The sequence below is a fragment of the Arthrobacter halodurans genome, assembly GCF_041877255.1.
Taxonomy (GTDB): domain Bacteria; phylum Actinomycetota; class Actinomycetes; order Actinomycetales; family Micrococcaceae; genus Arthrobacter_N; species Arthrobacter_N halodurans.
On record NZ_JBHDLJ010000014.1, the window covers coordinates 63211 to 89174 of the forward strand.

23 protein-coding genes are annotated in these 25964 nt (G+C 71.8%); 11 read left to right on the forward strand and 12 right to left on the reverse strand.

Annotated elements, in window-relative coordinates; genetic code table 11:
- The 3 genes from ACETWP_RS14540 to ACETWP_RS14550 are packed head-to-tail and all read right to left on the reverse strand — an operon-like array spanning position 1 to position 3703.
- On the reverse strand, positions 1–1038 hold the full coding sequence (locus tag ACETWP_RS14540) for an ABC transporter permease (protein WP_373972983.1): 1038 nt from the start codon (positions 1036–1038) through the stop codon (positions 1–3).
- A 9-nt stretch (positions 1039–1047) separates the two neighbouring features.
- A complete protein-coding gene (locus ACETWP_RS14545; RefSeq protein WP_373972984.1) occupies positions 1048–2076 on the reverse strand; it encodes an ABC transporter permease in 1029 nt (342 codons plus the stop codon).
- Positions 2077–2104: 28 nt separating this feature from the next.
- Positions 2105–3703 (reverse strand): ABC transporter substrate-binding protein, encoded by a 1599-nt coding sequence (locus ACETWP_RS14550; RefSeq protein WP_373972985.1) that lies wholly within the window; start codon positions 3701–3703, stop codon positions 2105–2107.
- 281 nt (positions 3704–3984) lie between these two features.
- Between ACETWP_RS14550 and ACETWP_RS14555 the strand changes: the two genes are divergently transcribed.
- The 5 genes from ACETWP_RS14555 to ACETWP_RS14575 all read left to right on the forward strand — a co-directional run bounded on the left by ACETWP_RS14555 (position 3985) and on the right by ACETWP_RS14575 (position 8271).
- Complete coding sequence (locus tag ACETWP_RS14555; RefSeq protein ID WP_373972986.1) at positions 3985–4974, forward strand: 2-hydroxyacid dehydrogenase; 990 nt, start codon at positions 3985–3987, stop codon at positions 4972–4974.
- A gap of 54 nt (positions 4975–5028) precedes the next feature.
- Entirely contained in the window at positions 5029–5421 is a 393-nt protein-coding gene (locus ACETWP_RS14560; protein WP_373972987.1) for a universal stress protein, read from the forward strand.
- 93 nt (positions 5422–5514) lie between these two features.
- Complete coding sequence (locus ACETWP_RS14565; protein WP_373972988.1) at positions 5515–6315, forward strand: IclR family transcriptional regulator; 801 nt, start codon at positions 5515–5517, stop codon at positions 6313–6315.
- Between the two features lie 91 nt (positions 6316–6406).
- Positions 6407–7540 carry an L-talarate/galactarate dehydratase gene (locus ACETWP_RS14570; RefSeq protein WP_373972989.1) on the forward strand — a complete coding sequence of 378 codons (1134 nt, stop codon included), beginning with the start codon at positions 6407–6409 and terminating at the stop codon, positions 7538–7540.
- 41 nt (positions 7541–7581) lie between these two features.
- On the forward strand, positions 7582–8271 hold the full coding sequence (locus ACETWP_RS14575; protein WP_373972990.1) for a FadR/GntR family transcriptional regulator: 690 nt from the start codon (positions 7582–7584) through the stop codon (positions 8269–8271).
- Between the two features lie 202 nt (positions 8272–8473).
- On the opposite strand, the gene ACETWP_RS14580 is transcribed toward ACETWP_RS14575, so the two are convergent.
- From ACETWP_RS14580 to ACETWP_RS14595, 4 genes are read right to left on the reverse strand one after another with little or no spacing between them, the layout of a single operon-like run.
- Positions 8474–8875 carry a universal stress protein gene (locus ACETWP_RS14580; protein ID WP_373972991.1) on the reverse strand — a complete coding sequence of 134 codons (402 nt, stop codon included), beginning with the start codon at positions 8873–8875 and terminating at the stop codon, positions 8474–8476.
- Positions 8872–10392 (reverse strand): tripartite tricarboxylate transporter permease, encoded by a 1521-nt coding sequence (locus tag ACETWP_RS14585; protein ID WP_373972992.1) that lies wholly within the window; start codon positions 10390–10392, stop codon positions 8872–8874. Before ACETWP_RS14585 ends, ACETWP_RS14580 begins: the two co-directional genes overlap by 4 nt.
- A 24-nt stretch (positions 10393–10416) precedes the next feature.
- Positions 10417–10965 carry a tripartite tricarboxylate transporter TctB family protein gene (locus ACETWP_RS14590; protein WP_373972993.1) on the reverse strand — a complete coding sequence of 183 codons (549 nt, stop codon included), beginning with the start codon at positions 10963–10965 and terminating at the stop codon, positions 10417–10419.
- Positions 10966–11011: 46 nt separating this feature from the next.
- On the reverse strand, positions 11012–12013 hold the full coding sequence (locus ACETWP_RS14595; protein WP_373972994.1) for a tripartite tricarboxylate transporter substrate binding protein: 1002 nt from the start codon (positions 12011–12013) through the stop codon (positions 11012–11014).
- 189 nt (positions 12014–12202) lie between these two features.
- Here ACETWP_RS14595 and ACETWP_RS14600 point away from each other — a divergent pair, with 189 nt between their 5' ends.
- From ACETWP_RS14600 to ACETWP_RS14620, 5 genes are all read left to right on the forward strand, one after another.
- Positions 12203–13087, forward strand: a complete 885-nt coding sequence (locus tag ACETWP_RS14600) for a LysR family transcriptional regulator (protein ID WP_373972995.1) — start codon at positions 12203–12205, stop codon at positions 13085–13087.
- A gap of 134 nt (positions 13088–13221) precedes the next feature.
- Complete coding sequence (gene kdgD / locus ACETWP_RS14605; protein ID WP_373972996.1) at positions 13222–14172, forward strand: 5-dehydro-4-deoxyglucarate dehydratase; 951 nt, start codon at positions 13222–13224, stop codon at positions 14170–14172.
- A gap of 109 nt (positions 14173–14281) precedes the next feature.
- Positions 14282–15904 (forward strand): aldehyde dehydrogenase (NADP(+)), encoded by a 1623-nt coding sequence (locus ACETWP_RS14610; protein WP_373972997.1) that lies wholly within the window; start codon positions 14282–14284, stop codon positions 15902–15904.
- On the forward strand, positions 15901–17229 hold the full coding sequence (locus ACETWP_RS14615) for an enolase C-terminal domain-like protein (RefSeq protein ID WP_373972998.1): 1329 nt from the start codon (positions 15901–15903) through the stop codon (positions 17227–17229). The genes ACETWP_RS14610 and ACETWP_RS14615 overlap by 4 nt, the downstream gene beginning before the upstream one ends.
- Before the next feature lie 308 nt (positions 17230–17537).
- Positions 17538–18485, forward strand: coding sequence for an AEC family transporter (locus tag ACETWP_RS14620; protein ID WP_373972999.1), 948 nt, complete (start codon positions 17538–17540; stop codon positions 18483–18485).
- 61 nt (positions 18486–18546) lie between these two features.
- Here the strand turns inward: ACETWP_RS14620 and ACETWP_RS14625 are convergent, their stop codons facing one another.
- Together ACETWP_RS14625 and ACETWP_RS14630 are read right to left on the reverse strand one after the other, a co-directional pair.
- Positions 18547–19617: an NAD(P)/FAD-dependent oxidoreductase gene (locus ACETWP_RS14625; protein ID WP_373973000.1), complete on the reverse strand. Its 1071-nt coding sequence runs from the start codon at positions 19615–19617 to the stop codon at positions 18547–18549.
- A gap of 128 nt (positions 19618–19745) precedes the next feature.
- Complete coding sequence (locus tag ACETWP_RS14630; protein WP_373973001.1) at positions 19746–20336, reverse strand: helix-turn-helix domain-containing protein; 591 nt, start codon at positions 20334–20336, stop codon at positions 19746–19748.
- Positions 20337–20626: 290 nt separating this feature from the next.
- On the opposite strand from ACETWP_RS14630, the gene ACETWP_RS14635 reads away from it, so the two are divergent.
- Positions 20627–21580, forward strand: a complete 954-nt coding sequence (locus ACETWP_RS14635) for an aldo/keto reductase (RefSeq protein ID WP_373973002.1) — start codon at positions 20627–20629, stop codon at positions 21578–21580.
- A gap of 19 nt (positions 21581–21599) precedes the next feature.
- Here ACETWP_RS14635 and ACETWP_RS14640 read toward each other — a convergent pair whose 3' ends face one another.
- The 3 genes from ACETWP_RS14640 to galT all read right to left on the reverse strand — a co-directional run bounded on the left by ACETWP_RS14640 (position 21600) and on the right by galT (position 25861).
- The gene (locus ACETWP_RS14640) at positions 21600–22967 is read right to left on the reverse strand and encodes a short-chain fatty acid transporter (RefSeq protein WP_373973003.1); all 1368 of its coding nucleotides are present in this window, start codon (positions 22965–22967) and stop codon (positions 21600–21602) included.
- Positions 22968–23153: 186 nt separating this feature from the next.
- Entirely contained in the window at positions 23154–24482 is a 1329-nt protein-coding gene (locus ACETWP_RS14645) for a galactokinase (RefSeq protein WP_373973004.1), read from the reverse strand.
- Complete coding sequence (gene galT, locus ACETWP_RS14650) at positions 24479–25861, reverse strand: galactose-1-phosphate uridylyltransferase (protein ID WP_373973005.1); 1383 nt, start codon at positions 25859–25861, stop codon at positions 24479–24481. Before galT ends, ACETWP_RS14645 begins: the two co-directional genes overlap by 4 nt.
- Positions 25862–25964: the final 103 nt, after the last annotated feature.

Genomic DNA, 25964 nt, shown 5'->3' on the forward strand with positions numbered 1-25964 from the left:
TCACTTGGACTCCTTGGCCGGGATGCGGGTGATGAGCTTCTTGCGGCCGGGCAGCGTCAGGCGCCAGCGCTGCGCCGGGTCTGTGGCGATGCGCAGCCAGGCGGCCAGCAGGTTCGCGGAGATGGCGGTGACCACGATCGCGACGCCCGGGAAGATGGACAGCCACCAGGCCGTCTGCAGGTACTGGCGCCCCTGCGACACCAGCAGGCCCCAGCTGACGTCCGGCGGCTGGATCCCGATGCCGAGGAAGCTGAGCGATGACTCGGCGAGCATGACGTAGCAGAACTCCAGCGTCGCCAGCGTCAGGATGGTCGGGGTGACCACGGGGATCACGTGGCGGACGATGATCGCGTTGGGCCGCGCCCCGAAGGTGCGGGCGGCGTCCACGAAGGTCCGGCTCTGCAGCTCGGCGGATTCGGCCCGCGCGGTGCGCAGGTAGATCGGGATGCGGGTCAGCGCCAGGATCAGCACGATGTTGGCGACGGACGGGCTGAAGACATACAGCACGACGACGGCGAGCAGCAGGGAGGGGAAGCTCATGATGACGTCGGCGACGCGCATGGACACGTTCTCGCGCCAGCCCCGGTGGTAGCCGGCCCAGACGCCCCAGAGGGAGCCGATGAGCATCGACACCAGCACGGCGGGGATGGCGACCATGAGGGTGGTCCGGGTCGCGACCACCAGCCGGGCCAGCACGGAGCGGCCCAGCGAGTCGGAGCCGAGCAGGTACTCCCAGCCGTTGGCCGGGTCGAACGGCGGCTTGTTGGCGAACATGAGGTTCTGCCGGGTGGCGAGCTCGCCCATCAGCATCGGGCCGAAGACGGCGGTCGCCGCGACGATCAGCAGCACGACGGCGCCGAGCGTGGCGAACTTGTCGCGCAGGAGCATGCGGAACATGCTCGGCTGGTTCGATGTGCCCTCGGCGGGCGGCCGGACGCCGGCCGGGTCGCGGTCCGCCGCCGGGGCGGCCGTCCGGTCCGGTGCCGGGTCCTGCGCCGGATCCTGCGCCGCGGTCGTGGTGTCGGGTGGCTGGCTCATGGTGCCCTCCTAGGCCTGGGTTCCGGCGGTGGCCGGCGCGGGGACGGGGGTGGAAGGCGCGGCGGCGGCCGGAGGTGCCGTTGGCGGGGCCGCCGGGGCCGACCGCGCCTTCGACGCCGCCGACGCGGGGCGGACCCGGGGGTCCAGCAGCGCGTACAGCAGGTCGATGATGATGTTCAGGGCGAAGATGGCGATGGCCGTCAGGAGCACGCAGGCCTGGAGCACCGCGAAGTCGCGCTGCAGGATCGAGTCGATCATGAGCTTTCCGATGCCGGGCCAGCCGAAGATCGTCTCGACGACGACGGCGCCGTTCACGAGTCCCACGGTCAGGTCGCCGGCCACGGTCAGGGCCGGCGCCGCGGCGTTGCGCAGCGCGTGGTGCGTGACGACGCGACCCTGCGACGCGCCCTTGCTGCGGGCGAGCTTGATGTAGGGCTCGGAGAGCGAGGACACCATGGCGCCGCGCACCACCTGCACCAGTGTGCCGAACGGCCGCATGAGCAGGGTGCCGATCGGCAGGATCCACGCCGCGGCGCCCTCGACCCCCGAGGTCGGGACCCAGCCGAGCGTGATGGCGAAGATCCAGATGCCCACGATGGCCAGCCAGAAGTCCGGGATGGACGCGGCGGCCATGGACACGAAGCTGGCGATGCGGTCGGCGATGCCGTTGGGCTTCAGCGCGGCCCAGCTGCCGACGAGGACCGCGAGCAGGATCGCGAGGACCATGGTGGTCGCGGCCAGCTGGAGGGTGGCGGGGAAGGCCCGCAGCGCCATTTCGGCCGCGGGCTCCCCCGTCCGGAGGGAAGTGCCGAAGTCCAGGACGAGGACACCCGTGAAGTAGTCCCACATCTGGACCAACAGCGGCTGGTCCAGGCCGTTCCGGGTCGCGAAGTCGTCGCGCATCTGCTGCGTGGCGTTCAGCGGCAGGTACAGGCTCGCCGGGTTGCCGGTGAGGCGGGCCAGCGCGAAGACACCGACGACGACGACCAGCAGCGGCAGCGCGCTGGAGACGATTCGCTTGCGTAGATAGGTCAGCATGACTTCCCTCGTGTTGTGGTGCCGGCCGCTACTGGGCGGGCTTGATCTCGGCCAGGCGCAGCTCGTCGCCCGTGGAGGAGTTCGGCGCGTAGTCCACCGTGGCGGCCTTGCCGATCATGCCGGTCTGGTGCGCGATGTGGGCGAACTGCACGACCTCCTCGTTCTGGTAGGCGAAGATCTCCTCGAATGCCGCCTGGCGGTCATCGCCCGTGGCCGCGTCGGCCTTCTCGATCATGGCGTCGAGCTCGGGAGTCCCGAAGGCGCTCTGGGCGCCGTTGCTCAGCATGTACTGGTCCACCGTGAACGCCGCGTCGCCGGCCTGGTTGCCGTGCTGGATCATCAGACCGATGTCGCCCTCGTCCTCGGCGAACGGACGCACCTGGTAGGTGAGCTGCTGGCTGGTCTCGAGCATCTTGAGTTTGACGTTCAGGCCGGCCTGCGTGAGCTGCTCCTGGATGACCTGCGCCAGCTCCTGGATCTTCGGGAACTGCGCGGTGCGGACCACCAGGCTGATCTGGGCGCCGGTGTCCACGCCGTCGGCCTTGGCCTCCTCCACGAGCTGCTTGGCCTGCTCGGCGTCGTAGGGCCAGGGCGCGAGGTCCGCGTTGTGCCCGACGATTCCCTCGGGAACCAGCTGTGCGGCGACCTGGTCGCGGCCGCCGTAGAGGCTGGCGACGATGCCCTCCTTGTCGATCGCGTAGTTCACCGCCTGGCGGATGCGGATGTCGTCGAACGGGGCCTTGTCGTTGTGCATGCGGATCGCGACGGTCTCGTTGTTCGGGTACGGAACGCCGAGGTCCCCGATGTTGTCCTCCGGGCTGAGGCCCATCGCGATGTCCGCCTCGCCGGACGTGATCATCGCGGCGCGGACACTGCCTTCGGACCGCCACTGGTATTCGGCCTTGGCGTACGCCGGCTGGTCGCCCCAGTAGCCGTCGTAGGCCGCGAGGCTGATCTTCTGGCCGGCGTCCCAGGACTCGAGCTGGTAGGGGCCGGTGCCGATCGGCTCGCGGACCTTCTCGGTGGTGGACGTCTCCGACGGCACGACCTCGAGGAACGAGATGCGCAGCGGCAGGATGGGGTCCGCCTGCGGGGCGGTCACCGTCAGCGTGGTGTCGTCCACGACCTCGACGTCGAGGTCGTCGTCGCCGAACACGTAGCCCTCCACGTTGCAGCCCAGATCGGAGTTGACGGCACGCTCGATCGTCGCGGCGGCGTCCTCCGCGGTGAAGTCGCTGCCGTCGTGGAACGTCACGCCCTCCCGGAGCTTGAATGTCCAGACCGTGTCGTCCTCGGAGCTCCACTCCGTGGCGAGCTTCGGCTCGAGCTCGCCGGTTTCCGGGTTGCGCTCGACCAGGGGCTCCGTGACCGTGGAGCGGTCGATGACACCGGTGCTGGTCAGGTTGGCCTCGCACGGCTCGAGCGTGGGGGGCTCCTGCTGGAGGACCACGCGCAGCGTGTCCGACGCGGCCGCGGCGGATTCGGACCCGCCGTCGGAGTTGGCGACCGCGCAGCCGCTGAGGACCACGCTGCCGCCCAGCGCCGTGACGGCCAGGGCGGTCAGTGCGCGGCGGCGCGACGGGGCCGGCGCGGCGGGCGTCGCGGGGTTCTGTGATTCAAACGTCATTGTTGTCCTCCGGGAGCGAGAGCCGAGTTCGCGGTGCCTGTCTACATATGAAGCCGCAAGCTCTATGGGTATGCACCAGCTTGGGAGCGGCCCGGGGAGCCGTCAAGAGCCCCGGGCCGCGCGAACGCGGCGTTCGGGGCCTCGTCGGGCCGCCCGCGGGCCACGCAGCCGTGTGACTTCCGCTACATTGCGGGGGACGCGGGCAATCCATGCCGCGAGGGTATTGATCAATGCAATCTCCGTGTTGGACGCGCATCGAGCGCGCTCCCTAGTGTTCAGGCATGACCCAACACGCAGCGACCGAGCCCGACGTCCACGCTTCCACCCGCGGGGAGTCCATCCTGCAGATCGGTCCGGTCAACCCGACCGTGCAGTCCACGCTGGCCTCCGAGTTCGGCGCCCTCCGGCTGCCCGACGACGAAGCGGAGCGCGGCGCGTTCCTCGACCGCCACGCGGACGGCATCTCCGTCGCCGTGTGCTCCGGCCGCTTCGGCGTCGACGCCGGCCTGATGCGGCGCCTGCCCCGCCTGCGCGCCATCGTGAACTTCGGCGTGGGATACGACGCCACGGACGTCGCGCAGGCCGCGGAGCGCGGCATCGCGGTGAGCAACACCCCCGACGTGCTGACGGACTGCGTGGCGGACACCGCCCTGGCCCTCTACCTCGATGTGCTCCGCCGGGTCTCCGCCGCCGACCGGTTCGTCCGCCGCGGGGACTGGGAGCGGACCGGCAACTTCCCGCTGGCCGTCCGGGCGTCCGGCCGGAAGGTCGGCATCCTGGGCCTCGGGCGCATCGGCGCGGCGATCGCCCACCGCCTGGAGGCGTTCGGCTGCGAGATCCACTACCACAGCCGCCGCCCCGTGGAGGGATCGTCCTACACGTACGCCGGGTCCGCCGACGAGCTCGCCGCGGCCGTCGACGTGCTCGTCGTCGCCACGGCCGGCGGGCCGGAATCCGCGGGGCTGGTCGACGCGGACGTGCTCGCCGCGCTCGGGCCCTCCGGGTACCTGATCAACATCGCCCGCGGCTCCGTGGTGGACCAGGACGCGCTGGTGTCCGCGCTGGCGCAGGGGCGCGTGGCCGGCGCCGGACTCGACGTCTTCGCGGACGAGCCGCGCGTGCCCGCGGAGCTGATGGACCTGGACAACGTGGTCCTGCTCCCCCACCTGGGCAGCGGAACGGACGAGACGCGCCAGGACATGGCGGAGCTGACGCTCGAGAACCTGCGCAGCTACCTGCGCGACGGAAGCCTCGTGACGCCGATCGGCTAGCGGCGCCCATACCCCATCACCCACCCACCCACCCACCCCGCAAGGACACCCATCATGAGCATCGCCGTCGGATTCGCCACCACCCCGGAGGCCGCCGCCGCCCTGAGCGCCGCCGTGTCCGAGGCCGCCCTGCGCGGCACGGGCCTCCGCCTGTACGTGCCGGCGGGGGCCGACGCGGCGTCGGAGACCGAGGCACTGGGGCGCGCCCGCGACGAGGCCCGGGCCGCCGACGTGGCGCTCGATGTCGTGTCCCTCGAGGAGGACGCGGACCTCGGCGACGCACTCATCGACGCCTCCTACCGCGCGGACACCGACGTCGTGGTGATCGGCCTCCGGCGCCGCTCGCCCATGGGCAAGCTGCTGCTCGGCTCCCTGTCCCAGCGCATCCTGCTCGAGGCCGGCTGCGCGGTGCACGCGGTCAAGGTGCGCGTCGGACCCCGCGGATAGCCCGCGGTCCGCGTCGAACCGCCGGGAACCCGCGGCCCCCGGGCCTGCCCGCAGTACGATGTGGCCAGGGAAGCCGCGACTCAGGGGGTAGTGATGACCGCACCGCAGGCCTTCGGGCAATCCCACGGGGTCCGCGAGGTCAAGTCCGCCGCCCGGACCATCGAGGTGCTCGAACTCCTGGCCTCGCGCGGCAACTCCCCCATCACCATCCGCGAGCTCTGCGCGGCCATGGACGCCCCGCGCAGCAGCGTCTACGCGCTCCTGCGCACCCTGACCGAGGCCGGCTGGGTCAGGACCGACGCCGCGCGGGCCACCTACAGCATCGGCATCCGCGCGCTGCTGGCGGGCACCACCTACCTCGACGCCGACCCTCTCCTGCGCGTGGTCCGGCCGCACCTGGCGCTGCTGGGCCGACAGGTCGGCGGAACGGTCAACTTCGGCCGGCTCGACGCCGGACACGTGGTCTACCTGGCCAGCTGGGAGGCGCCCGGGCGCGAGCGGACGGCCCCGCGGGTGGGGCGGCGGCTGCCCGCGCACGCGACGGCGCTGGGGCTGGCCATCCTGGCCGGACTGGCCCCGCTGGACCTCCGCTCCGGCCTACCCGAGGCCCCCGAGCGCCTGACGCCGGCGACCATCACCAGCCCGACCGCGCTGCGGCGCGAGCTCGCCGCGATCAGGCGCCGCGGCTACGCGGTCGAGCGCGAGCAGAACACGCCCGGGATCGCCTGCGTGGCCGTCGGAATGGCGACGCCGGGAGGCCGCGACGCCCTGTCCGTCTCGCTCCCGCTCGCGGAGCTCACCCCCGTCCGCGAACGCGACATCGCCGACGCGCTGCTGGCCTCCGCGTCGGCCATGGCCGACGTGCTGACCGGGGTCGAGGGCCTGCTGGGCTGACATTCGCTCTTGTAGTACAAGTTTGGAACTTATACTATAAGTAGACCAGGCCGTGCCCGCCGGCACCAGCCGCCTCCAGCGAAGGATCCCCATGCCGTACGCCCCGGATGCCATCCGCCACGTCAAGCTGTCCACCGTGACGCTCCCCCTCGCGACCCCCATCTCCGACGCGAAGGTCTTCACGGGCCGGCAGAAGCCGATGGTCGAGGTCGTCTTCCTCTTCGCCGAGATCGCCACCGAACAGGGCCACGAGGGGCTCGGCTTCGGCTACTCCAAGCGCGCCGGCGGGCCGGCGCAGTTCGCCCACGCGAAGGAGGTCGCGGAGGCGATGATCGGCGAGGACCCCAACGACATCGCCAAGCTGTACAACAAACTGCTGTGGGCGGGCGCCTCCGTGGGGCGCTCCGGCGTCGCCACCCAGGCGCTGGCGGCCCTGGACATCGCCCTCTACGACCTCAAGGCCAAGCGCGCGGGGCTGCCGCTCGCCAAGCTGCTCGGCGCCCACCGCGACTCGGTGCGCACGTACAACACGTCCGGGGGCTTCCTCAACGCCTCCCTCGAAGAGGTCAAGGAGCGCGCCAGCCGATCGCTGGAGGAGGGCATCGGCGGCATCAAGATCAAGGTCGGCCTGCCGGACTCCTCCGAGGACCTGCGCCGCGTGGCCGGCGTCCGCGAGCACATCGGCGCGGACGTCCCGATGATGGTCGACGCGAACCAGCAGTGGGACCGCGCCACGGCGCTGCGGATCGGCCGTAAGCTCGAGGAGTTCGACCTGGTCTGGATCGAGGAGCCGCTGGACGCCTACGACGCCGAGGGCCACGCCCAGCTGGCGCTGGCCCTGGACACGCCGATCGCCACCGGGGAGATGCTGGCCTCGGTGTCCGAGCACGAACGCCTTATCCAGGCGCGGGCGTGCGACATCATCCAGCCGGACGCGCCGCGCATCGGGGGCATCACGCAGTTCCTCCGCCTGGCGACGCTCGCCGACCAGGCCGGCCTGGACCTGGCGCCGCACTTCGCGATGGAGATCCACCTGCACCTCGCCGCCGCCTACCCGCGCGAGCCGTGGGTCGAGCACTTCGACTGGCTGGACCCGCTGTTCAACGAGCGCCTCGAGACGAAGGAAGGCCGCATGCTGGTCCCCCACCGCCCCGGACTCGGCGTGACGTTCAGCGAGCAGGCCCGTGCGTGGACCACGGACACGGTGGAGTTCGGCCGCGCCTGACCCGCGCGCGGCGGTCGCCGGAACATGGGAGCATCTAGCTCATGAGTCGAAACCTGACGGCGACGCTGGCGGCCGCCCTGCGTGCGGACATCGTCGACGGCACCATCGCCCCCGGCGACAAGCTGCCCAGCGAGAGCACGCTGATCGCCGAGCACGGGGTCAGCCGGACCGTGGTGCGCGAGGCCATCACACGGCTCCAGGCCGAGGGCCTGGTGCACACCCGGCGCGGGGCCGGCAGCTACGCGCTGACGCCCCCCGCCGAGACCGCCGGCGGCGGCGCCGTCCGGCCGGCGCGGACCCTCGGGGAGCGCACGGCGCTGCTCGAGTACCGGGCGGGCCTGGAGTCGGAGGCCGCGGCCCTGGCGGCGCTGCGGCGCCGCCAGGAACACCTCGCCGCCCTACGCTCCTGCCTGCGGGCGTTCGACGAAGCCGCGGGCAGCCCCGCGGACATGCTCGCCAGCGACTTCGACTTCCACAGCACGGTGGCCCGGGCCAGCGGCAACGCGTTCTTCGTCGACGCCGTCCAGGCCCTGGGCCCCGCCATGATCTCCATGCCCCGGGGCCGGCTGGAGGCCGAGGGCGACACCCGGGCGCGCGCCGCGCAGGTGGGCGCCGAGCACGCGGCGGTCCTGGCCGCGCTCGAGGCCGGCGACCCCGTCTCCGCGGCCGCGGCCATGCGGACCCACCTGGTGAACTCGCGGCGGCGCGTGGAGTCCGAGGCGGGGCGCTGACCGGACCCGCACCGACCGGCCCCGCGCCCCGCGCCGCCAGCCCGTTCGGCTGATGTCCGCCGCGCTCTCCGCCACCAACGGCAGCCAGAACGACAATCGGCGCCCACCCCCGCGGGGTGGGCGCCGTCGTCGTTCCCGGCGTGCGGCGCCCCGGGAGTGGGACCGTTGCCAGGAGTGGGACATTCCCCGTAGTGGGACGTTCCTAGGAGTGGTCCCCGGCCTTGACCGCCAGCACCGGGCGGTCGGCCTGCAGCAGGATGCGCTGCGCGTGCGAACCCATGATGAACTTGCCGACCTGCGAGCGGTGGCGCAGGCCGATCACGATGATGGACGCCTCGTGTTCCTGCGCCAACTCGAGGATCTCCTCGGCCAGGTCGTCGCGGTGCGGGGGCCGCAGGACCGTGACCCTCACCCCGGCCCGCCCGGCGTCGCCGACCACACGCTCGAGGTCGGCATCGGAGGCCACCGACTTGTCGACCAGGGCTCCGTCCCGTGGCGAGTTGACGATCAGCAGGTCCTCCCCGCGGAGCTTCGCCTCGGCGATGGCCGCCTGCACGGCGGCCTCGCCAACGGGGGTGGGGACGTAACCAACGAGGATGCTCATGCGTTCTCCTTCTCGGGGACGTGATCCGCGGCGGTCTTGCGCCGACGCAGCAGGGACTGGACCATCGGCGCCGCTGCGACGATCACGAAGATCAACAGCAGCGTCGCGGAAATCGGACGGGTGACGAATCCGGCCAGGTCGCCTTCGAAGACCAACAGCGATCGGCGCAGACTGGATTCGAGCAGCGACCCGAGCACGAACGCGAGGACCAGTGGCCCGGGTTCGAAGCCGAACTTCTTCATCAGGTAGCCGATGGCGCCGAAGAAGACCACCAGGGTGACGTCGAACATCGAGTTGTTGATCGTGTAGGCGCCAAGCATGGTGATCAGCGCGGTGATGGGGGCCAGGATCGCGGCGCGGACGCGCAGGATCCGCACGAACAGGCCCACCAGCGGGATGGACATGATCAGCAGCAGGATGTTGCCGATGTACATGGAGTTCACCACGCCCCAGAAGAGGTCCGGATGCTGCTCGACGAGCTGGGGTCCGGGCGTCACGCCCTGGATCAGCAGCGCGCCGAACATCAGCGCCATCGTGGCGTTGGCGGGGATGCCCAGGGTCAGCAGCGGGATGAAGGAGCTGGTGGCCGCGGCATTGTTGGCGGTTTCCGGTCCGGCCACGCCCTCGATGGCGCCACGACCGAAGCGCGAGGGGTCCTTGGCCCGCTTCTTCTCCATGGCGTAGGCGGCCATCGAGGCGATGGTGGCGCCGCCGCCGGGCAGGATGCCCAGGAAGAAGCCCAGCACGGAGCCGCGCCCGATCGCGCCGGAGGACTGCTTGAGATCCGCCTTGGACGGCCAGACGTTGGCCACCTTGGCCGGCGCCTGCGCGGCGCGGTGGCGCTCCTCGAGGTTGTAGAGGATCTCCCCGAGGCCAAAGAGGCCCATGGCGACCGGCACGAAGTCGATACCGTCCGCGAGGTTCAGGTTGCCGAAGGTGTAGCGCTCGGCGCCCGTGAAGATGTCGCGGCCGACGGTGGCCAGCAGCAGGCCGACCGCGGCGGCGATGAGCGCCTTCAGCTTCGCCCCGTTGCTGATGGTGGCCACCAGCAGGATTCCCAGCAGGGCCAGGGCCGCATATTCGGCCGGGCCGAAGTCCAGCGCGAAGCCGGCCACCAGCGGGGCCAGGAACGTGAGCCCGACGATGGCCACCGTGCCGCCGATGAACGAGCCGATGGCCGCGATGCCGAGGGCCGTTCCGGCCCGGCCCTGCTTGGCCAGCACGTAGCCGTCGAAGACGGTGACCACGGAGCTGGCTTCGCCGGGCAGCCTGAGCAGCACCGAGGTGATGGTGCCGCCGTACTGGGCGCCGTAGAAGATGCCCGCGAGCATGATGATGGCGGTGACCGGCTCGATGCCGTACGTCAGCGGCAGCAGGATGGCGATGGTGGCGGCCGGGCCAAGGCCCGGCAGCACCCCGATGAGCATGCCGATGACGACGCCGAGGAGGCAGTAGAGCAGATTGGTGGGGTCGAGGACGACGCCGAAGCCGTCGAGGACCGGTTGCAGGGCATCCATACCGATTCCTTTGTTTCCGCGTCGCTAGATGAGATGGGGGATCGATGTCCCCAGGGCCAGGATGAAGATGCCGTAGAAGCCGGCGACAACGAGCACGGAATATAGCACCGCCGAGCGCCAGGTTTCCCCGCCGAGGAGCTTCATCCAGACGAGGCAGAGCAGCAGGGAAGGAATCTCGAAACCGATCACCGGCATCAGGAGCAGCAGCCCCACGAGGGTCGCCAGGCCGATCGCGGCCAGCCACGAGAGCCGCGTGAATTTCTCGCCCTCGCCTCCGCGCCGTCCGACGATGACCTGAACCACGCCGAAGACGACGATGACAACGCTGACCGCGAAGGGCCACATGCCGGGTCCGGGCTGGGCCGGCGAGCCCAGCCCGAACGAGAAGGCCAGTGCCATGCCCGCCGCGCCGACGGCGGCCGCAATCAGGGAGGACGCCAGGTTGGCCACCGCACCGGCCGGGGGCGGGCCCTCGGCCTCCCAGCGCTCGGCCAATTGCTCGGGCGTCAGCTCTTCTTCAAGACTGTCCGGGGCGGCCCCGGAGGCGCCGTCGGTGTCGCGGGTCTGATTCATGTGGTGCTCCTGGGACTGGTGTCCGTGTTGCCGGGTTCCGGAAGGGCTAGCTGCCGGAAAGGGAGATGCCGTGCTCTTCGGTCAGTTCCCGGTACTTGGCGGCAAGCTCGTTCCATTCGGTGACAACCTCGTCGCCGGAAATCTCCTTGGGGCTCAGCAGGTTGCTCTCGTTGAACTCCTTGTAGGAGTCGGCCGCGATCGCCGCGTCCACGGCTTCCACCAGCTGGGCCTTCACGTCCTCGGGCAGCCCCTTCGGCGCGGCGATGGCGCGGTACTGCGAGACCGGGACGTCGTAGCCGGACTCCACGGCGGTCGGGACGTCCGGCAGGAACTCGTTGCGCTCGGCGGAGAAGACCGTCAGCGGGACCACCGTGCCGGCGTCGATCTGCGGCTTGGCCTCACCCAACTGGATGGTGGCGACCTGAACCTGGTTGCCCATGACTGCGGTCAGGGCCGGCGAACCGGAGTCGAACGGAACGGCGGTTCCTTCGATGCCGGCCTGCTCGAACAGTACGGCTTGGGCCAGCTGGGAACCTGTGCCAACGCCGGTGGTGCCGTACGTGACCGATCCGGAGTCCGCCTTGAGGTCGTCGAGGTTCTCGATGCCGGACTCGGTGCTGGCGACCAGCACGTAGTCGTCCTGGGACAGGCCCTTGATGACGTCCAGGTTGTCGAGCGTCACCGCCTCGTTCTCGCTGACGGCCAACGGGGTGATGGTGATCAGGGATGCATTGAGCAACACCAGGTTGTAGCCGTCGGCCGCTTCGCCGGAGACTTCCTGCGTCGCCAAGGCACCGTTCGCTCCCGGCTTGTTGAGCACCGGGACGGCGACTCCGAGGTTCTCGGACATGCCGTCCGCGACGGCACGGGCGATCAGGTCGGTCGAGCCGCCGGCCGCCTGGCCGACGGTCAGGTTGATGGGACCGGCGGGGAACTCGGAGGAGTCGGCGCTGCCGCCTCCGACGTTGCCGCCGCAGGCGGTGAGGGCCAGCAGCGCCGATGCTGCGGCGACACCGGCGAAGGCGCGGCGGGTGGTGAAGTGCTTCATGGAGACTCCTAGTGCGGTGATCGGGTCGTGCAATGAACGGGTCGTGCGCTGAGCGAATCGTGCGGTGGGGATCGAAGGCGCCGGCTCTGCTGTGAACGGCGTCACGTCCGATCCGCTACCCGAGCCTAGAAAACTACTATGATGCATGTCCAAGCCCATTACGGCATTGACTGATACTCGAAAGGCATCATGTTTACGCTCGACCAAGCCCGGAGTTTCATCGCCGTCGCCGAGGAACTGCACTTCGGACGGGCCGCCGAACGGCTCAACATGACGCAACCGCCCCTCAGCCGCCAGATCCAGAAGTTGGAGCGATCCATCGGCGTCGAGCTGCTCGAGCGCGACAACCGCAAGGTCTCGCTGACGGAGGCCGGGCGCGCCTTTCTCGCCGAGGCGCGCAAGTTGGTGGTCTCCGCCGACCGCGCCCCCCTGACGGCGCGTCGCATCGCCGCCGGCAGGGCGGGGGTGCTGCGGATCGGGTTCACCGCGGCGTCCGGCTTCAGCCTCCTCGGGCCGCTACTGGCCGAGATCGCCGAGGGGCTGCCGGACGTGGACGTCGACCTGCAGGAGCTCGTGACGGGCGAACAGGTCCAGGCCCTGCGGGACGGGGACCTGGACCTGGGGCTGGCGCGCCCGCCCTTCGACACCACCGTGCTGGAGTCCCACCTGCTCTTCTCCGAGAACCTGCGGCTCGCGGTGCCCGCCGGGCACGCGCTGGACCGGCTGACCCGGCCCGTCACGGCCGCTGACCTGCGGGACACGCCCCTCATCATGCACTCGCCCACGAAGGCGCGGTACTTCTACGACCTGGCCGTGCGGCAGGTGCCGATCGAGCACCGGAACGTGGTCCACACCGTCAGCCAGATCCTCACCATGGTCGCCCTCGTCTCGGCCGGCCGGGGCGTGGCCTTCGTGCCGGAGTCCGCCCGCATGCTCGGGATCGACGGGGTCTCCTACCTGCGGCTCGACGGCGTCGCCCCGGACGCCGTGGAGCTGCACGCCATCTGGAGCCGGGAATCGCGCAACCCCGCGCTGCGCCGCCTGCTGGAGGTGGTCCGGACCAAAGCCAGCTAGGTCCGCGATCATGCCCGAAGTGCATCAATCCATACAAAAGAGGGCTTGGACAGGCATCAAGCAGCCTCCCTAGGGTGGGACACGAAGCGCACTCGCCCCGCCGCCCGCGGCACCACTGCAAAGGAAGATGCACCGTGGCCCAGTACACCCCCCAGGAACTCGCAAACCGGCTCAAGGACGGACTCCTGTCCTTCCCGGCCACCGCCTTCGACGCCGAGCTGAACATCGACGAGAAGAAATTCCGCGAACACCTTGCCTGGCAGTCCAGCTACGACGTCGCCGGCCTGTTCGCCGCGGGCGGCACCGGCGAGGGCTTCAGCCTGACCCCCGAGGAGTCGGCATCCGTGATCCGCATGGCGGTCGAGGAGGCCGGCTCGAAGGTGCCCGTCCTCGCCTCCGCCGGCGGCACCACCGCGCAGGCCGTGGAAAACGCCCGGGCCGCCGAGGCCGCGGGCGCCGAGGGCATCCTCCTGCTCCCGCCGTACCTGACCGAATGCGACCAGGCCGGGCTGGCCGCCTACGCTGACGCAGTCGCCCGCGCCACCAAGCTGGGCGTCATCGTCTACAACCGCGCCAACGCCCGCTACGACGCCGACACGGTCGCCGGCCTGGCCGACCGCCACGAGAACTTCATCGGCTTCAAGGACGGCGTCGGGGACATCGAGCACACCACCAAGGTGTACGCGAAGAACGGCGACCGCCTCTTCTACCTCGGCGGGCTGCCGACGGCGGAGACCTTCGCGCTGCCGCTCCTGCAGCTGGGCATGAGCACCTACTCCTCCGCCATGTTCAACTTCGTCCCGGAGTTCGCGCTCGAGTTCTACCGGGACGTGCGCAACCAGGACCGCGTGGCCGTCAACGAGAAGCTCAACCGCTTCGTGCTCCCCTACATCGACATCCGCGACCGCGTGAAGGGCTACGGGGTGTCGATCGTCAAGGGCGGGCTGAAGGCCGTGGGCCGCGACGCCGGAGGCGTCCGCCCTCCGCTCCAGGACCTGACCGAGCGCGACCTCGCGGACCTCGCGGCGCTGATCGAGTCCGCCGCGGTCCGGCCGGCCGTGGCCGCGGTGCCGCACGGCGCCTGACAAGCTGGGCTGCGGCCGTCCGGACAGCCGGGCGGCCGCAGCCTGTTCCACGCAGCACCCCCGCCGACGACCGCGTCGGCGCCACCCAGAGACGAAGGAGCACCCCCGGATGCCCACCACGCAGCAGACCTCCCTCCGCGGACACTCGATCATCGCCGGCCGGGAAACGCCCGGCACCGGAAAGACGGTCCACGGATCCAACCCCGCCACCAACGACGTTCTCGATCCCGCGTACTCGCTGCTCGATGCCGACCAGCTGACCGCCGCCACGTCCGCGGCCGAGGAGGCCTTCGAGTCCTTCCGCGCGCTGGACCCGGAGACGCACGCGTCCTTCCTCGAGCGGATCGCCGACAACATCGAAGCCATCGCGCCCGAACTGACCGAGCGCGCCATGGCGGAGACCGGCCTGCCGGAGGCCCGCCTCAACGGCGAGCGCGGCCGCACCACCGGCCAGCTGCGCCTCTTCGCGGCGGTGGTCCGCCAGGGCGACTTCCGCGGCGTCCGCATCGACCCGGCGCGTCCCGACCGCACGCCGATGCCCCGCGCGGACATCCGCCAGCGCAAGGTCCCCCTGGGTCCCGTCGCGGTCTTCGGCGCCAGCAACTTCCCGCTCGCGTTCTCCACCGCCGGCGGGGATACCGCCTCGGCCCTGGCCGCGGGCTGCCCCGTGGTCTTCAAGGCCCACAACGCGCACCCGGGCACCAGCGAGCTCGTCGGGCGGGCCATCACCGACGCCGTCCGCGAAGCCGGCCTGCACCCGGGCGTGTTCTCGCTGGTCTACGGCCCGGGCGCCAGCATCGGCCAGGCGCTGGTGTCCCACCCCGTCATCCAGGCCGTCGGCTTCACGGGCTCCCGCTCCGGCGGCACCGCGCTGATGGCCACCGCCGCCGCTCGGCCCGTGCCGATCCCGGTGTACGCCGAGATGAGCTCCATCAACCCGGTCTTCATCTTCGCCGGCGCCCTCGAGAACGACGCCGCGGCGCTCGCCCGGGCCTACGTCGCCTCCGTGACCGGCTCCTCCGGCCAGCTCTGCACCGCGCCCGGCCTGGTCTTCGTGCCCGCAGGCGAGGCTGGCGACGAGTTCGCCGCGGCCGTGAACGGCACCCTGTCCGGCGCCGCCGGGCAGACCATGCTCACGAAGAACATGGCCGACTCCTGGACCCGGGGCGCCGAGGAGCTCGCGGCGCAGGACGGCGTCGACCTCGTCGCCCGCGGCCAGGACGGGCCCACCGAGAACGCGCCGGCCCCCGTCGTGTTCGGCACGGACGTCCCCACGTTCCTCGGCAACGAGGTCCTGCACGAGGAGATCTTCGGGGCCGCGTCCCTGATGATCCGCTACTCCTCGGCGGAGGATCTCGTGGCCGCCGCCCGCCGGCTGGAGGGCCAGCTCACCGCCACCCTGCATCTGACCGCCGAGGACCGGGCCACCGTGGCGCCGCTGCTGCCCGTGCTCGAGGGCAAGGCCGGGCGCATCCTCGCGAACGGATGGCCGACCGGCGTCGAGGTGGGCCACGCGATGGTCCACGGCGGACCGTTCCCGGCCACGTCGGACTCGCGCACCACGTCCGTCGGCACGCTGGCCATCGAGCGCTTCCTGCGCCCGGTCGCCTACCAGGACATCCCGGACGCCCTGCTGCCGCAGCCGCTGCGCGACGCCAACCCGTGGAACCTCAACCGGCGCATCGACGGCGAGCTGACGCCAGCCGGCGCCGCCGCGGCGGACCGCGCATGAGCGGGCAGCCGACCATCGCCGGCGTCGAGGTGGTGCCCGTGGCCGGGCACGACTCGATGCTGTTGAACCTCTCCGGCGCGCACGGCCCGTTCTTCACCCGGAACGTGGTCATCGTGACGGACTCCGACGGACGCACGGGGCTCGGCGAGGTCCCGGGCGGCGAGAAGATCCGCGCGACCATCGAGGAGGCCGGGGTGCTGATCGCCGGCCGGCCGGTGGCGCTGTACCGCACGCTGCTGCGCAGCATCTCCGCCGAGTTCGCCGACCGCGACTCCGGGGGCCGGGGTCTGCAGACGTTCGACCTGCGCACCACCGTGCACGCGGTCACCGGCATCGAGTCGGCGCTGCTGGACCTCCACGGACAGTTCCTGGGCGTTCCGGTCGCGGAGCTGCTCGGCGATGGCCAGCAGCGCGACGCGGTGCCGATGCTCGGCTACCTGTTCTTCGTCGGGGACCCGGACGCCACGGACCTTCCGTACCTGCGCGAACCCGGGGGCGCCGACGACTGGGAGCGCGTGCGCCGCGAGAAGGCCATGACTCCGGAGGCGGTGGTCCGGCTCGCTGAGGCGGCACAGGCCCGGTACGGCTTCCAGGACTTCAAGCTCAAGGGCGGCGTCCAGTCGGGCGACACCGAGGTCGACGCCGTGGTGGCCCTGAAGGAGCGCTTCCCGGACGCTCGCATCACGCTGGACCCGAACGGCGGTTGGCTCCTCGAGGAGGCCATCCGCCTGGGCCGGCGCATGCAGGGGGTCGTCGCCTACGCCGAGGACCCGTGCGGGGCCGAGGGCAAGTTCTCCGGCCGCGAGACGATGGCGGAGTTCCGCCGCGCCACCGGGCTGCAGACGGCCACGAACATGGTCGCCACGGACTGGCGCGAGATGGCGCATGCGGTGCGCACCAACGCGGTGGACATCCCGCTGGCCGATCCCCACTTCTGGACCATGGGCGGGTCCGTCCGCGTGGCCCAGTTGTGCCACGAGTTCGGCCTCACCTGGGGATCGCACTCCAACAACCACTTCGACATCTCCCTGGCCATGTTCACGCAGGTCGGCGCCGCCGCTCCGGGCCGGATCACCGCGCTGGACACGCACTGGATCTGGCAGGACGGCCAGGGTCTCACGACGCAGCCGCCCCTCATCCGCGACGGCGAGGTCCAGGTGCCCGCGAGGGCGGGCCTCGGCGTCGAACTGGACCGAGCCAGGCTCGACGCCGCGCACCGCCTCTACCTCGAGCACGGGCTGGGCTCGCGCGACGACGCGGCGGCCATGCAGTACCTCGTCGAGGGCTGGGAGTTCGATCCGAAGCGTCCGTGTCTGGTTCGCTGAGCCGGCGGTTCGCCTAGGCAGTGGTTCGGCCGGGCATCGGTTCGCCCAGGCAGTGGTTCGGCCGGGCATCGGTTCGCCTAGGCAGTGGTTCGGCCGCGCATCGGTTCAGCCATGGGGCGGATCGATCAAGGTGCGGACCGATCAGGCCGCGGCCCGCCAGGGGCAATGCCGCCCTCAGGACGCTGCTTCACCCAGAAAGACTGTTCCCTCCGAACCGGTCCGGCCCACACGCGGGCCGGCCCGGTTCGGCTGTCCCCGGATGCGGACGCCGACGGCGCCGATCCGACAACGATTCCCAGGAGTTCACGGTGGACGGCGTCCTGCTCGGTTTCGGCATCGTGCTGGTGATGGTGCTGACCGGATTCGCCGCCGCCGTCCTGGTGCCGGGCCAGGTCACGGCCATGCAGAGGGGCCTGACCCCGGCGGTGTACTACATCACCAACCCGGCGCTGATGTTCATGCTGCTGGCGGAAACGGACCTCGGCGCCGTCGTCGGCGTCTACACGCCCATCGCCCTGATCACCGCGGGCGTGAGCGGGGGGATCTACGCGCTGGTCAGCGCGCTGGCGCTGCGGCGCCGGGCGGCGAGGACCGCCGTGGGGGCCATGGCCTCGTCCTACGTCAACGCGGGCAACATCGGACTGCCCATCGCGCTGTACGCGGTGGGCAGTTCCGCGCCGGTCGTGGCCGTGTTGCTGGCGCAGCTCCTGGTGATCGCCCCGGTGTACCTGGCCGTCTTCGCGTGGTGCACCCGCGGTCCCGCCCGCGCCGGCGGCGCCGCGCCCACGCCCCTGTGGCGCACGGTGGCGAAGCCCATCGCCAACCCGGTCACGGTGGCCACCGCGGCCGGCGCCGCCCTGTCGCTGACGGGCTGGCGCCTGCCCGACGTCGTGTGGATCCCCATCGAGATGATGGGCAACGCGTCGATCGCCATGCTGCTCCTGCTGTTCGGCATGAGCCTGCACGGGCAGAAGCCGTTCACGGAGCGCGGCAGCAGGCCGGACCTCGTCCTCGGCTCCGTGGTGAAGCTGGCGGTCATGCCCCTGGTCGCGTGGGTGACGGGCCGCTTCGTCTTCGGCGTCGAGGGGATCCACCTGCTGGGCGTGGTGGTCATGGCCGCGTTGCCGACGGCGCAGAACGTGTTCCTGTTCTCCAGCCAGTTCCGCATGCCCTCGACGCTGGCGCGGGACATCATCTTCGTCAGCTCGCTCCTCTCCCTGCCGGTGATCGCGCTGGTCGCGCTGCTCCTCGAGTAGGCGGGGCACCCCCGCTCGGCCGGGACGGGCCGCCCGACCCGGGGCGGCCGTCGTGCCTCCCTCAGCCGGCCCCTCCGGCGGCCGCCGTCGACCCTGCCCGCGCCCCCACTGCCCGCGCCTCGACCGCGCGGCGGGTGTCCTCCGCCACCAGGTCCGCGTTGATCGCCGCGCCGGCCATCAAACCGGCTGCCGCGGACGAGATGACCTGCGCGGCGGGGTTTGCCACGTTGCCCGCCGCGTAGACGCCCGGGACCGGCGTCGCGCCCATCGGGTCCACCGGGATGCTCGTGCCCATCGGCACGTCGCCCTGCGCGACCTCGACGGCCTCCACGCCGAGCTGCGCCAGGAATTCCCCGCGCACCTCCACCCGGGAGAAGACGGCCACGGCTTCGCGCGGAACCACCGCCCCGCCGGCCAGCCGCACGCCGGACAGCCGGTCCCCGCGTGTCTCGAGCGCCTCCACCTTCCCCGGCACCACGCGGATCCCCCGCGCCTCGAGCTGCTCCAGCGCCGCGTCCCCGGGGGAACCGGCGGTGTGCAGGAACAGGACGACGTCGTCCGTCCACTGGCGCCAGAGCAGCGCCTGGTGGACGGCCGCGGCGACGTGCGTGGCGACGATGCCCAGCGGCTTGTCCCGGATCTCCCACCCGTGGCAGTAGGGGCAATGCAGGACGTCGCGCCCCCACCGCCCCGCGAGCCCGTCGATGTCGGGCCGCCGGTCGACGACGCCGGAGGCGATCAACAGGCGCCGCGCCCGCACCGCGCCCCCGTGGTTGCCGTCAACGTCGCCGTCACCGTCGGCGTCGCGGTCACCGTCGACGCGCACATCGAGGTGGAACATCCCGTCGGACCCGCGCCGAGCGGCCGTGACCTCGCCCGCCCGGAAGTCCGCGCCGTACGACGCGGCGTCGCGGCGGCCGGCCGCGATGAGGTCCCGGGGCGGCGTGCCCTCCAGCCCGAGGTAGTTGTGGACGTGCCCGGCCGGTGCGTTGCGCGGGTCTCCGGCGTCGACCACGAGCACCGACCGGCGCGCCCGCGCGAGCGCCAACGCCCCCGAAAGGCCCGCCGCCCCGCCTCCCACCACGACGACGTCGTACTCCCCGAGGTTCTCCTGTGCCGCGCTCTTCACCATGGTTCTTCGCTTTCGTTCCGGGACCGCGGCCCGGCGGTTCCGGGTCGACGACGTCACGTCAAGCGTCCGCCCCGTCACCGGGGCGCGGCAACGATTTTTGCCGGTCCGGCAAGAATCGCCGTCCGGGCCTACCCGGCCGTCGGGCGGGGCCGCGCGCGCAGGTGCGCCCGCTCCCCCTGCGGGCCGAACAGGGCCAGGAACTCCACGGGATCCGCGCCGGCATTGCCCATCCAGTGCGGCGTGCGGGTGTCGAACTCGGCGGCCTCGCCCGGGAGCAGCTCCAGTTCGCGGTCGCCGAGCACCAGCCGCAGCCTGCCGCTGAGGACATAGACCCATTCGTATCCCTGGTGCGTCTGCGGATCCGGAACCGCCGGCTTCGCCGCTCCGGGAAGGATGTTCTTGTAGGCGCGCAGCCCGCCTGCGCGCGGTGTCAGGGGTATCACGGTCGCCCCGCGGTGGCGGACCGGCCGCAGGTGCACGCGGGGATCGCCCGTGGGCGGGGCCCCGACGAGCTCGTCGAGCGGTACACCGTAGTTCTTGGCCAGCGGCAGCAGGAGCTCCAGCGTGGGTTTGCGCCGGCCGGACTCGAGCCGCGACAGGGTGCTCACGGAGATCCCCGTCGACGCCGAGAGCGCCTCGAGCGTCGTCGCCCGGTCCCTGCGCAGGGCCCGCAGGCGCGGCCCGACGGCGTCGAGGGTCGAAGCCAGCGCGTCATCCATCCCCACAGTGTGCCAGCGATGCGGCCGGGACGACCGGAGCGGCGGGGGCGAGCGGCGGGCGCTGCGGGTGGGCGGCGCGGGTGGACGGTGGGCGGCGCGGGTGGACGGTGGGCGGTGCGGGTGGCACCGCGGCAACGCGCGACCGTGTCCCGAATGATGCCGTACCGTGTCCGGAATGATCTGGGTCACACGGTAGTTTGGATGGGTACGGACCCTCGGGATTCCTCCCGGGGGTGCCTGCTTCCCCAGAATTAGCGGTGCCCGACCGGCCGTCGTCGAAAGGAATCCCCGTGCCCCTCCCCCAAGCCCCCGAGCTCGACATCTTCCCCCTGGCCCTCGGTGCGAACACGTTCGGCTGGACCTCCGACGAGGCCGAATCCCACGAGGTCCTCGACGCCTTCGTCGCCGACGGCGGCAACCTGATCGACACCGCCGACGGCTACAGCGCCTGGGTGCCGGGCAACACCGGCGGGGAATCGGAGTCGATCATCGGCTCGTGGCTCGCCCGGAGCGACCGGCCGGACGATTTGGTCATCGCCAGCAAGGTCAGCACGCATCCCGAGTTCAAGGGCCTGTCCGCGCGCAACGTCGCCGCTGCGGCGGAGGCCTCGCTCTCCCGGCTCGGCACCGAGACCATCGACCTCTACTACGCGCACTTCGACGATCCCGACAACCCGCTCGGCGAGACGGTCGAGGCCTTCGGGAAGCTCGTCGCCACGGGCAAGATCCGGCACATCGGCCTGTCCAACTACTCCCCCGAGCGCGTCCGCGAGTGGATCGCCCTGTCCGACGAGCTCGGCGTGCCGCGTCCCGTGGCGCTCCAGCCGCGCTACAACCTGGTGGCCCGCGAGCCGTACGAGTCGGCCTACGCTCCGCTCGCCGAAGAGTTCGGCCTGGCGGTCCTGCCCTATTCGGCGCTGGCGTCCGGCTTCCTGACCGGGAAATACCGGACCGCCGACGACTTCTCGGGGGTCCCCCGCCGGCAGGGCGTGCAGAACCACTTCACCGAGGACGGGCTCGCCATCGTGGCCCAACTGCGGGACATCGGGTCGCGGCTCGGTGAGGAGGCCTCCACCGTGGCGCTGGCGTGGCTGCGCTCCCGCCCCGGCGTCGCCGCGCCGATCGCGAGCGCGCGGACGATCCCCCAGCTGGCGGCGCTGTTGGCGTCCACGCGCCTGAACCTGTCGCCCGCCGATCTGCGGACCCTCGACGAGGTGTCGGCGCCGGATCCCGCGCTGAACTAGCGGGGCCCGGCGCCACTCCCTAGAGCGACACGATGAACAGCGTCGCGGCGAACACCAGGCCGGAGGCCAAGAGGACCACGGTGGTGTAGCCGAGGATGTCGCGCATCTTCAGGCCGGCGATGGCCAACAGCGGCAGCGCCCAGAACGGCTGGATCATGTTGGTCCACTGGTCGCCGTAGGCCACGGCCATGATCGGGATGGCCGGGTCGACGCCGAGCCGTTCGGCGGCGCTCAACATGATCGGCGCCTGCACCGCGAACTGGCCGCCTCCGGACGGGACGAAGAAGTTCACGAGTCCCGCGGAGAGGAAGGCGAGCACGCCGAAGGTCTGCGGCGTGGAGATGGCGACGAAAGCGTCGGAGAAGACCTCGATCAGGCCGGTCCCGGTCATGATGCCCAGGATGCCCGCGTAGAGCGGGAACTGCAGGAGGATCTCGCCGACGTTCGAGGCGGCGTGCTTGGTCAGGGCCATCAGTTCGAACGGGTTGCGCACCAACAGCAGGATGAGCGCCAGGAACGTCCAGTTGACGATGTCTAGCGTGAGCGTCCCGCCCGTGGAGAAGTGGATGACCAGGTAGGTCGCGAGCATCAAACCCAGGAGCAGCGTCGGGATGCGGCTGGCGTCGACGCGGTCGGCCGGGGTCTCGACGGCGTCGTCGATGTCCACGTCCTTCTCCCGCGCGTCCTGCGCGAGCTCGATGATCCTGTCCCCCGAGCGGGGTGCCACGAGGAACAGCGCGAAGGCGACGACGACGATCGTGGCCGCCGCGGCGACCATGTTCCAGGTGGAGAACGTGGTCTCAGTGATCGGCAGCGTCCCGCCGAGCTGCTGGGCGATGAACGAGTCGGGGGTGGCCGCCGTCAGCGGCCCGGAGCCGGAATAGCCCATGTGCCAGACGACGAAGCCCGCGAATCCGCAGGCCACCAGCATCGGGAAGTGCAGCTTGATGCCGCGGTCGCGTCCCTGGGCGGCCACTTCCTTGGCCAGGAGGGCGCCGACGACGAGGCCGAGCCCCCAGGTGATGAGCGAGGCGACGGCCGCCACGACGAACACGAACAGATAGGCCTGGATGGCGGTCCGGGGCACCGAGCCGAGGCCGCGCAGCAGTTTCCGGACCGGGCGGGTGTTCGCCAGGATGTGTCCCAGGAGCAGGATGAGGGCCATCTGCGTGATGAAGGAGAGCAGTCCGGCGAGGCCGTCGCCCCAGCTCTGCACGATCAGCACCGGATCGGAGCCGGTGACGACCAGCGCCAGCAGGGCGACGATGAACGTGAGGGCGATCGCGAACACCAGCGCCGACGGGATGAACCGTTCGACCAGGTTGTTCACGGGGCGCATGGCACGCGATAGCGGCGTGCCCTGCTTCGGGGGCGTGGTTGTGCTCATGGGACACCTCGGGGTCTCGGCCGCCGCGGGGTGCGGTCCGGTGGCGGCATGGTGATGTGATCCCCACCACCGTACCCAACGCGGCGCCGTGCTCCCGACCGACCCGTCGGAGGGGCCCCGCCGCGCCGCCGGACGGGGCAGCGCCGGCGGATGCGGCCGCGTCGGCGGACCGGGCAGCACCGGCGGTCAGAGCCTGCGCGCCCCGGGGCCGGGCGCCACGCCGAAGATGTCCGGCCGGGCGAACCCGGCCTCGACGAACGCGTCGCGGACCCGCTCCGCGACGGTGCCGGCGGCATCGCGGCGGACCAGCGCGATCGCCGAGCCCCCGAATCCCCCGCCCGTCATGCGCGCACCGAGCGCGCCGGCACCGAGGGCCGCATCCACCGCCAGGTCGAGCTCCGCGCAGGAGATCTCGAAGTCGTCGCGCATGGACGCGTGGCTGGCGGTCAGCAGCTCGCCGATGGCGCCCGGGCCACGGGCCTCCGCCGCCGCGCCGTCCGCTTCCGGGCCGTCTGCTTCCGCACCGTCCGCTTCCGCGCCCTCCAACAGGCGGACGGTCTCGAGCACCCGCTCGTTCTCGGTGACAATGTGCCGCACGCGGTGGAACGCGACGTAGTCCAGCACGTCCCGGGCCTCCCCGAGGCGCGACGCCGGAACGTCCCTCAGCGCGGAGACCCCGAGTTCCCGGGCGCCGCGGTCGCACGCGGCCACCAGCGCCTTGTAGCCGCCCGTGTCGTGCGCGTGGCTGACCTTCGTGTCGACGACGAGGATCGACAACCCCGCGGCGGCCAGCGGCAGGGACACCTGGCGCGCCGCGCGGCTGCGGCAGTCCAGGAAGAGGGCGTGCTCCGCCGTCCCGAGCAGCGACGCGGACTGGTCCAGGATGCCGGTCGGCGCCCCGACGAAGTCGTTCTCCGCGCGGCGGCAAAGCAGGACCAGCTCCTCGCGCCCGAGCGCGGAACCCGTGAGGTCGTCCACCGCCAGGGCGACCGCGCACTCGATCGCCGCGGACGAAGACAGCCCGGCCCCGATCGGCACGTCCGAATCCAGCAGCACGTCGAGGGCCGGGACGTCGACACCGCGCTGCCGGAACGCCCAGACGACGCCGGCGATGTAGCGCGCCCACGGGGGCACCGCCGCGGGTTCCATCGCATCCGGCGCAACCTCGACGACGCCGGGGCGGCGCCGGCCGCTGGGGCCGCCGTCGGTTCCGGGATCGTCGACCTCGATGCCCCCGGCTCCGTCGCCGTCGACCCGGCCGCCGTCGCCCTGTAGCGTCGCGACGCGCAGCATGCCCGGCTCGCCGCGGCGAAGGCGCACGGCCACCCGGGCCGTGCGGTCGATCGCGAACGGCAGAACGAACCCCTCGTTGTAGTCGGTGTGCTCGCCGATCAGGTTGACCCGGCCCGGTGCCGCCCACACGCCGTCGGGCTCGCCGCCGTAGACCTCCGCGAACACCGCGGCGAGCCCGCCGCCGTCGTTCGCGTTCCCGTCCCGCGCGTTCCGGACGCTCATGCCCGGGCGCCGATCCGCGCCGCGGCCTGGCGGAGGCGCTCGGCGGTCGATTCCGGCGTCACGTCGCCGATGAAGGCCCCCATGGCCGCCTCCGATCCGGCCAGGTACTTGAGCTTGTTCTCCGCACGGCGCGGGGACGTCAGCTGCAGGTGCAGCCGCGCCTCCGCGCGGTCCGGATGGCGGGTCGGCGCCTGGAACCAGGCGGCGATGTACGGCGTCGGCGTCGCGTAGAGCGCGTCCACGGTACGCAGCAGCCGCAGGTAGACGGCGGCCAGCTCCGCGCGTTCGGCCGCCGATAGCTCGTCCAGGCTTCCCACATGGCGGTTCGGCACGACGTGTGCCTCGATCGGCATGCGCGCGGCGAACGGCACGAGGACCGTCCAGTGCTCCCCGCGCTCCACGACCCGTTCCCCCGCCCCGAGCTCGAACTCCAGGATGTCGCCCATCAGGTTTCGGCCGGTCCGTTCGCGGTGCGCGACGGCCCGCGCCAGATGGGTGAGGGCCCGGACGGGCACGTAGGGGTAGGCGTAGATCTGCCCGTGCGGATGGTGCAGGGTCACGCCGATGTCCGCGCCGCGGTTCTCGAAGGCGAACACCTGCTCGACGCCGGGCATCGCCGAGAGCTCCGCAGTGCGCTGCGCCCACGCCTCGACGACGGTCCGCGCGCGGACGGGGCCGAGGTCTCCGAACGAGTCGGCGTGTCCCGCCCCGAAGGCGATCACCTCGCACCGGCCGTGGGCCGGCGACACGGCCCCCAGCCGCGGCTCCGACACGGGGTTCACCTGCAGCGGTCCGAAGGACGGGAAGCGGTTCTCGAACACAACGACGTCGTAGTCCGCCGCCGGCACCTCGGTCGGCTGCCCGTCCCGCGAGGGGCACAGCGGACACTCGTCGGCGGGGGGAAGGTGGGTCCGGGCCTGCCGGTGGGCCGCGAAGGACACCCACTCCCCCGTCAGCGGGTCGTAGCGCAGCTCGGACGCGTCCGGGCGCGCCGGCAGGTCGCGGGGGTCCTCCGGCGGTGCGACGGGGGGAGCGGCGGCAGCTGCGCCCCCGGCACCGCCGGTTTCCCCGCCGGGCCCTCCGGGATCCCCGCCGGATTCGCCGGGATCTCCGCCGGGTCCGCGGGCTTTACCCGCGGGGCCCGCGGCGTCCGCATCGGAGAAGTACAGCAGCTCGCGTCCGTCGGCCAGGCGGCCGCGGACGGGGCGCGCCAGCCGGCCGGGCGTGCGGCCCGGTGTCGGTCGCTCCGGCGTCGGTTGGGCCGTCCGCTCCTGGTCCGGCGCCGCGCCGGCCGGGTTTTTCGCGGCGTCATCCGGGTCCTCCGGGCCATCCGGGCCATCCGGGCCATCCGGGCCATCCGGGCCATCCTCGGAAATCATGGCGTCTCCGGTATTCGTGCGGGCGATTCCCGCCGACTCGACAGGACTCCTGGTGACTCCAAACTACCGGTGTCGACTCCGAGCGGACAGCCCCGAGGTCGCC

Bases quoted from the DNA above. Each gene is read 5' to 3' on its own strand.
- ACETWP_RS14540 (WP_373972983.1), bottom strand. From the start codon at position 1,038: ATGAGCCAGCCACCCGACACCACGACCGCGGCGCAGGATCCGGCGCAG.
- ACETWP_RS14545 (WP_373972984.1), bottom strand. From the start codon at position 2,076: ATGCTGACCTATCTACGCAAGCGAATCGTCTCCAGCGCGCTGCCGCTG.
- ACETWP_RS14550 (WP_373972985.1), bottom strand. From the start codon at position 3,703: ATGACGTTTGAATCACAGAACCCCGCGACGCCCGCCGCGCCGGCCCCG.
- ACETWP_RS14555 (WP_373972986.1), top strand. From the start codon at position 3,985: ATGACCCAACACGCAGCGACCGAGCCCGACGTCCACGCTTCCACCCGC.
- ACETWP_RS14560 (WP_373972987.1), top strand. From the start codon at position 5,029: ATGAGCATCGCCGTCGGATTCGCCACCACCCCGGAGGCCGCCGCCGCC.
- ACETWP_RS14565 (WP_373972988.1), top strand. From the start codon at position 5,515: ATGACCGCACCGCAGGCCTTCGGGCAATCCCACGGGGTCCGCGAGGTC.
- ACETWP_RS14570 (WP_373972989.1), top strand. From the start codon at position 6,407: ATGCCGTACGCCCCGGATGCCATCCGCCACGTCAAGCTGTCCACCGTG.
- ACETWP_RS14575 (WP_373972990.1), top strand. From the start codon at position 7,582: ATGAGTCGAAACCTGACGGCGACGCTGGCGGCCGCCCTGCGTGCGGAC.
- ACETWP_RS14580 (WP_373972991.1), bottom strand. From the start codon at position 8,875: ATGAGCATCCTCGTTGGTTACGTCCCCACCCCCGTTGGCGAGGCCGCC.
- ACETWP_RS14585 (WP_373972992.1), bottom strand. From the start codon at position 10,392: ATGGATGCCCTGCAACCGGTCCTCGACGGCTTCGGCGTCGTCCTCGAC.
- ACETWP_RS14590 (WP_373972993.1), bottom strand. From the start codon at position 10,965: ATGAATCAGACCCGCGACACCGACGGCGCCTCCGGGGCCGCCCCGGAC.
- ACETWP_RS14595 (WP_373972994.1), bottom strand. From the start codon at position 12,013: ATGAAGCACTTCACCACCCGCCGCGCCTTCGCCGGTGTCGCCGCAGCA.
- ACETWP_RS14600 (WP_373972995.1), top strand. From the start codon at position 12,203: ATGTTTACGCTCGACCAAGCCCGGAGTTTCATCGCCGTCGCCGAGGAA.
- ACETWP_RS14610 (WP_373972997.1), top strand. From the start codon at position 14,282: ATGCCCACCACGCAGCAGACCTCCCTCCGCGGACACTCGATCATCGCC.
- ACETWP_RS14615 (WP_373972998.1), top strand. From the start codon at position 15,901: ATGAGCGGGCAGCCGACCATCGCCGGCGTCGAGGTGGTGCCCGTGGCC.
- ACETWP_RS14625 (WP_373973000.1), bottom strand. From the start codon at position 19,617: ATGGTGAAGAGCGCGGCACAGGAGAACCTCGGGGAGTACGACGTCGTC.
- ACETWP_RS14630 (WP_373973001.1), bottom strand. From the start codon at position 20,336: ATGGATGACGCGCTGGCTTCGACCCTCGACGCCGTCGGGCCGCGCCTG.
- ACETWP_RS14640 (WP_373973003.1), bottom strand. From the start codon at position 22,967: ATGAGCACAACCACGCCCCCGAAGCAGGGCACGCCGCTATCGCGTGCC.
- ACETWP_RS14645 (WP_373973004.1), bottom strand. From the start codon at position 24,482: ATGAGCGTCCGGAACGCGCGGGACGGGAACGCGAACGACGGCGGCGGG.
- galT (WP_373973005.1), bottom strand. From the start codon at position 25,861: ATGATTTCCGAGGATGGCCCGGATGGCCCGGATGGCCCGGATGGCCCG.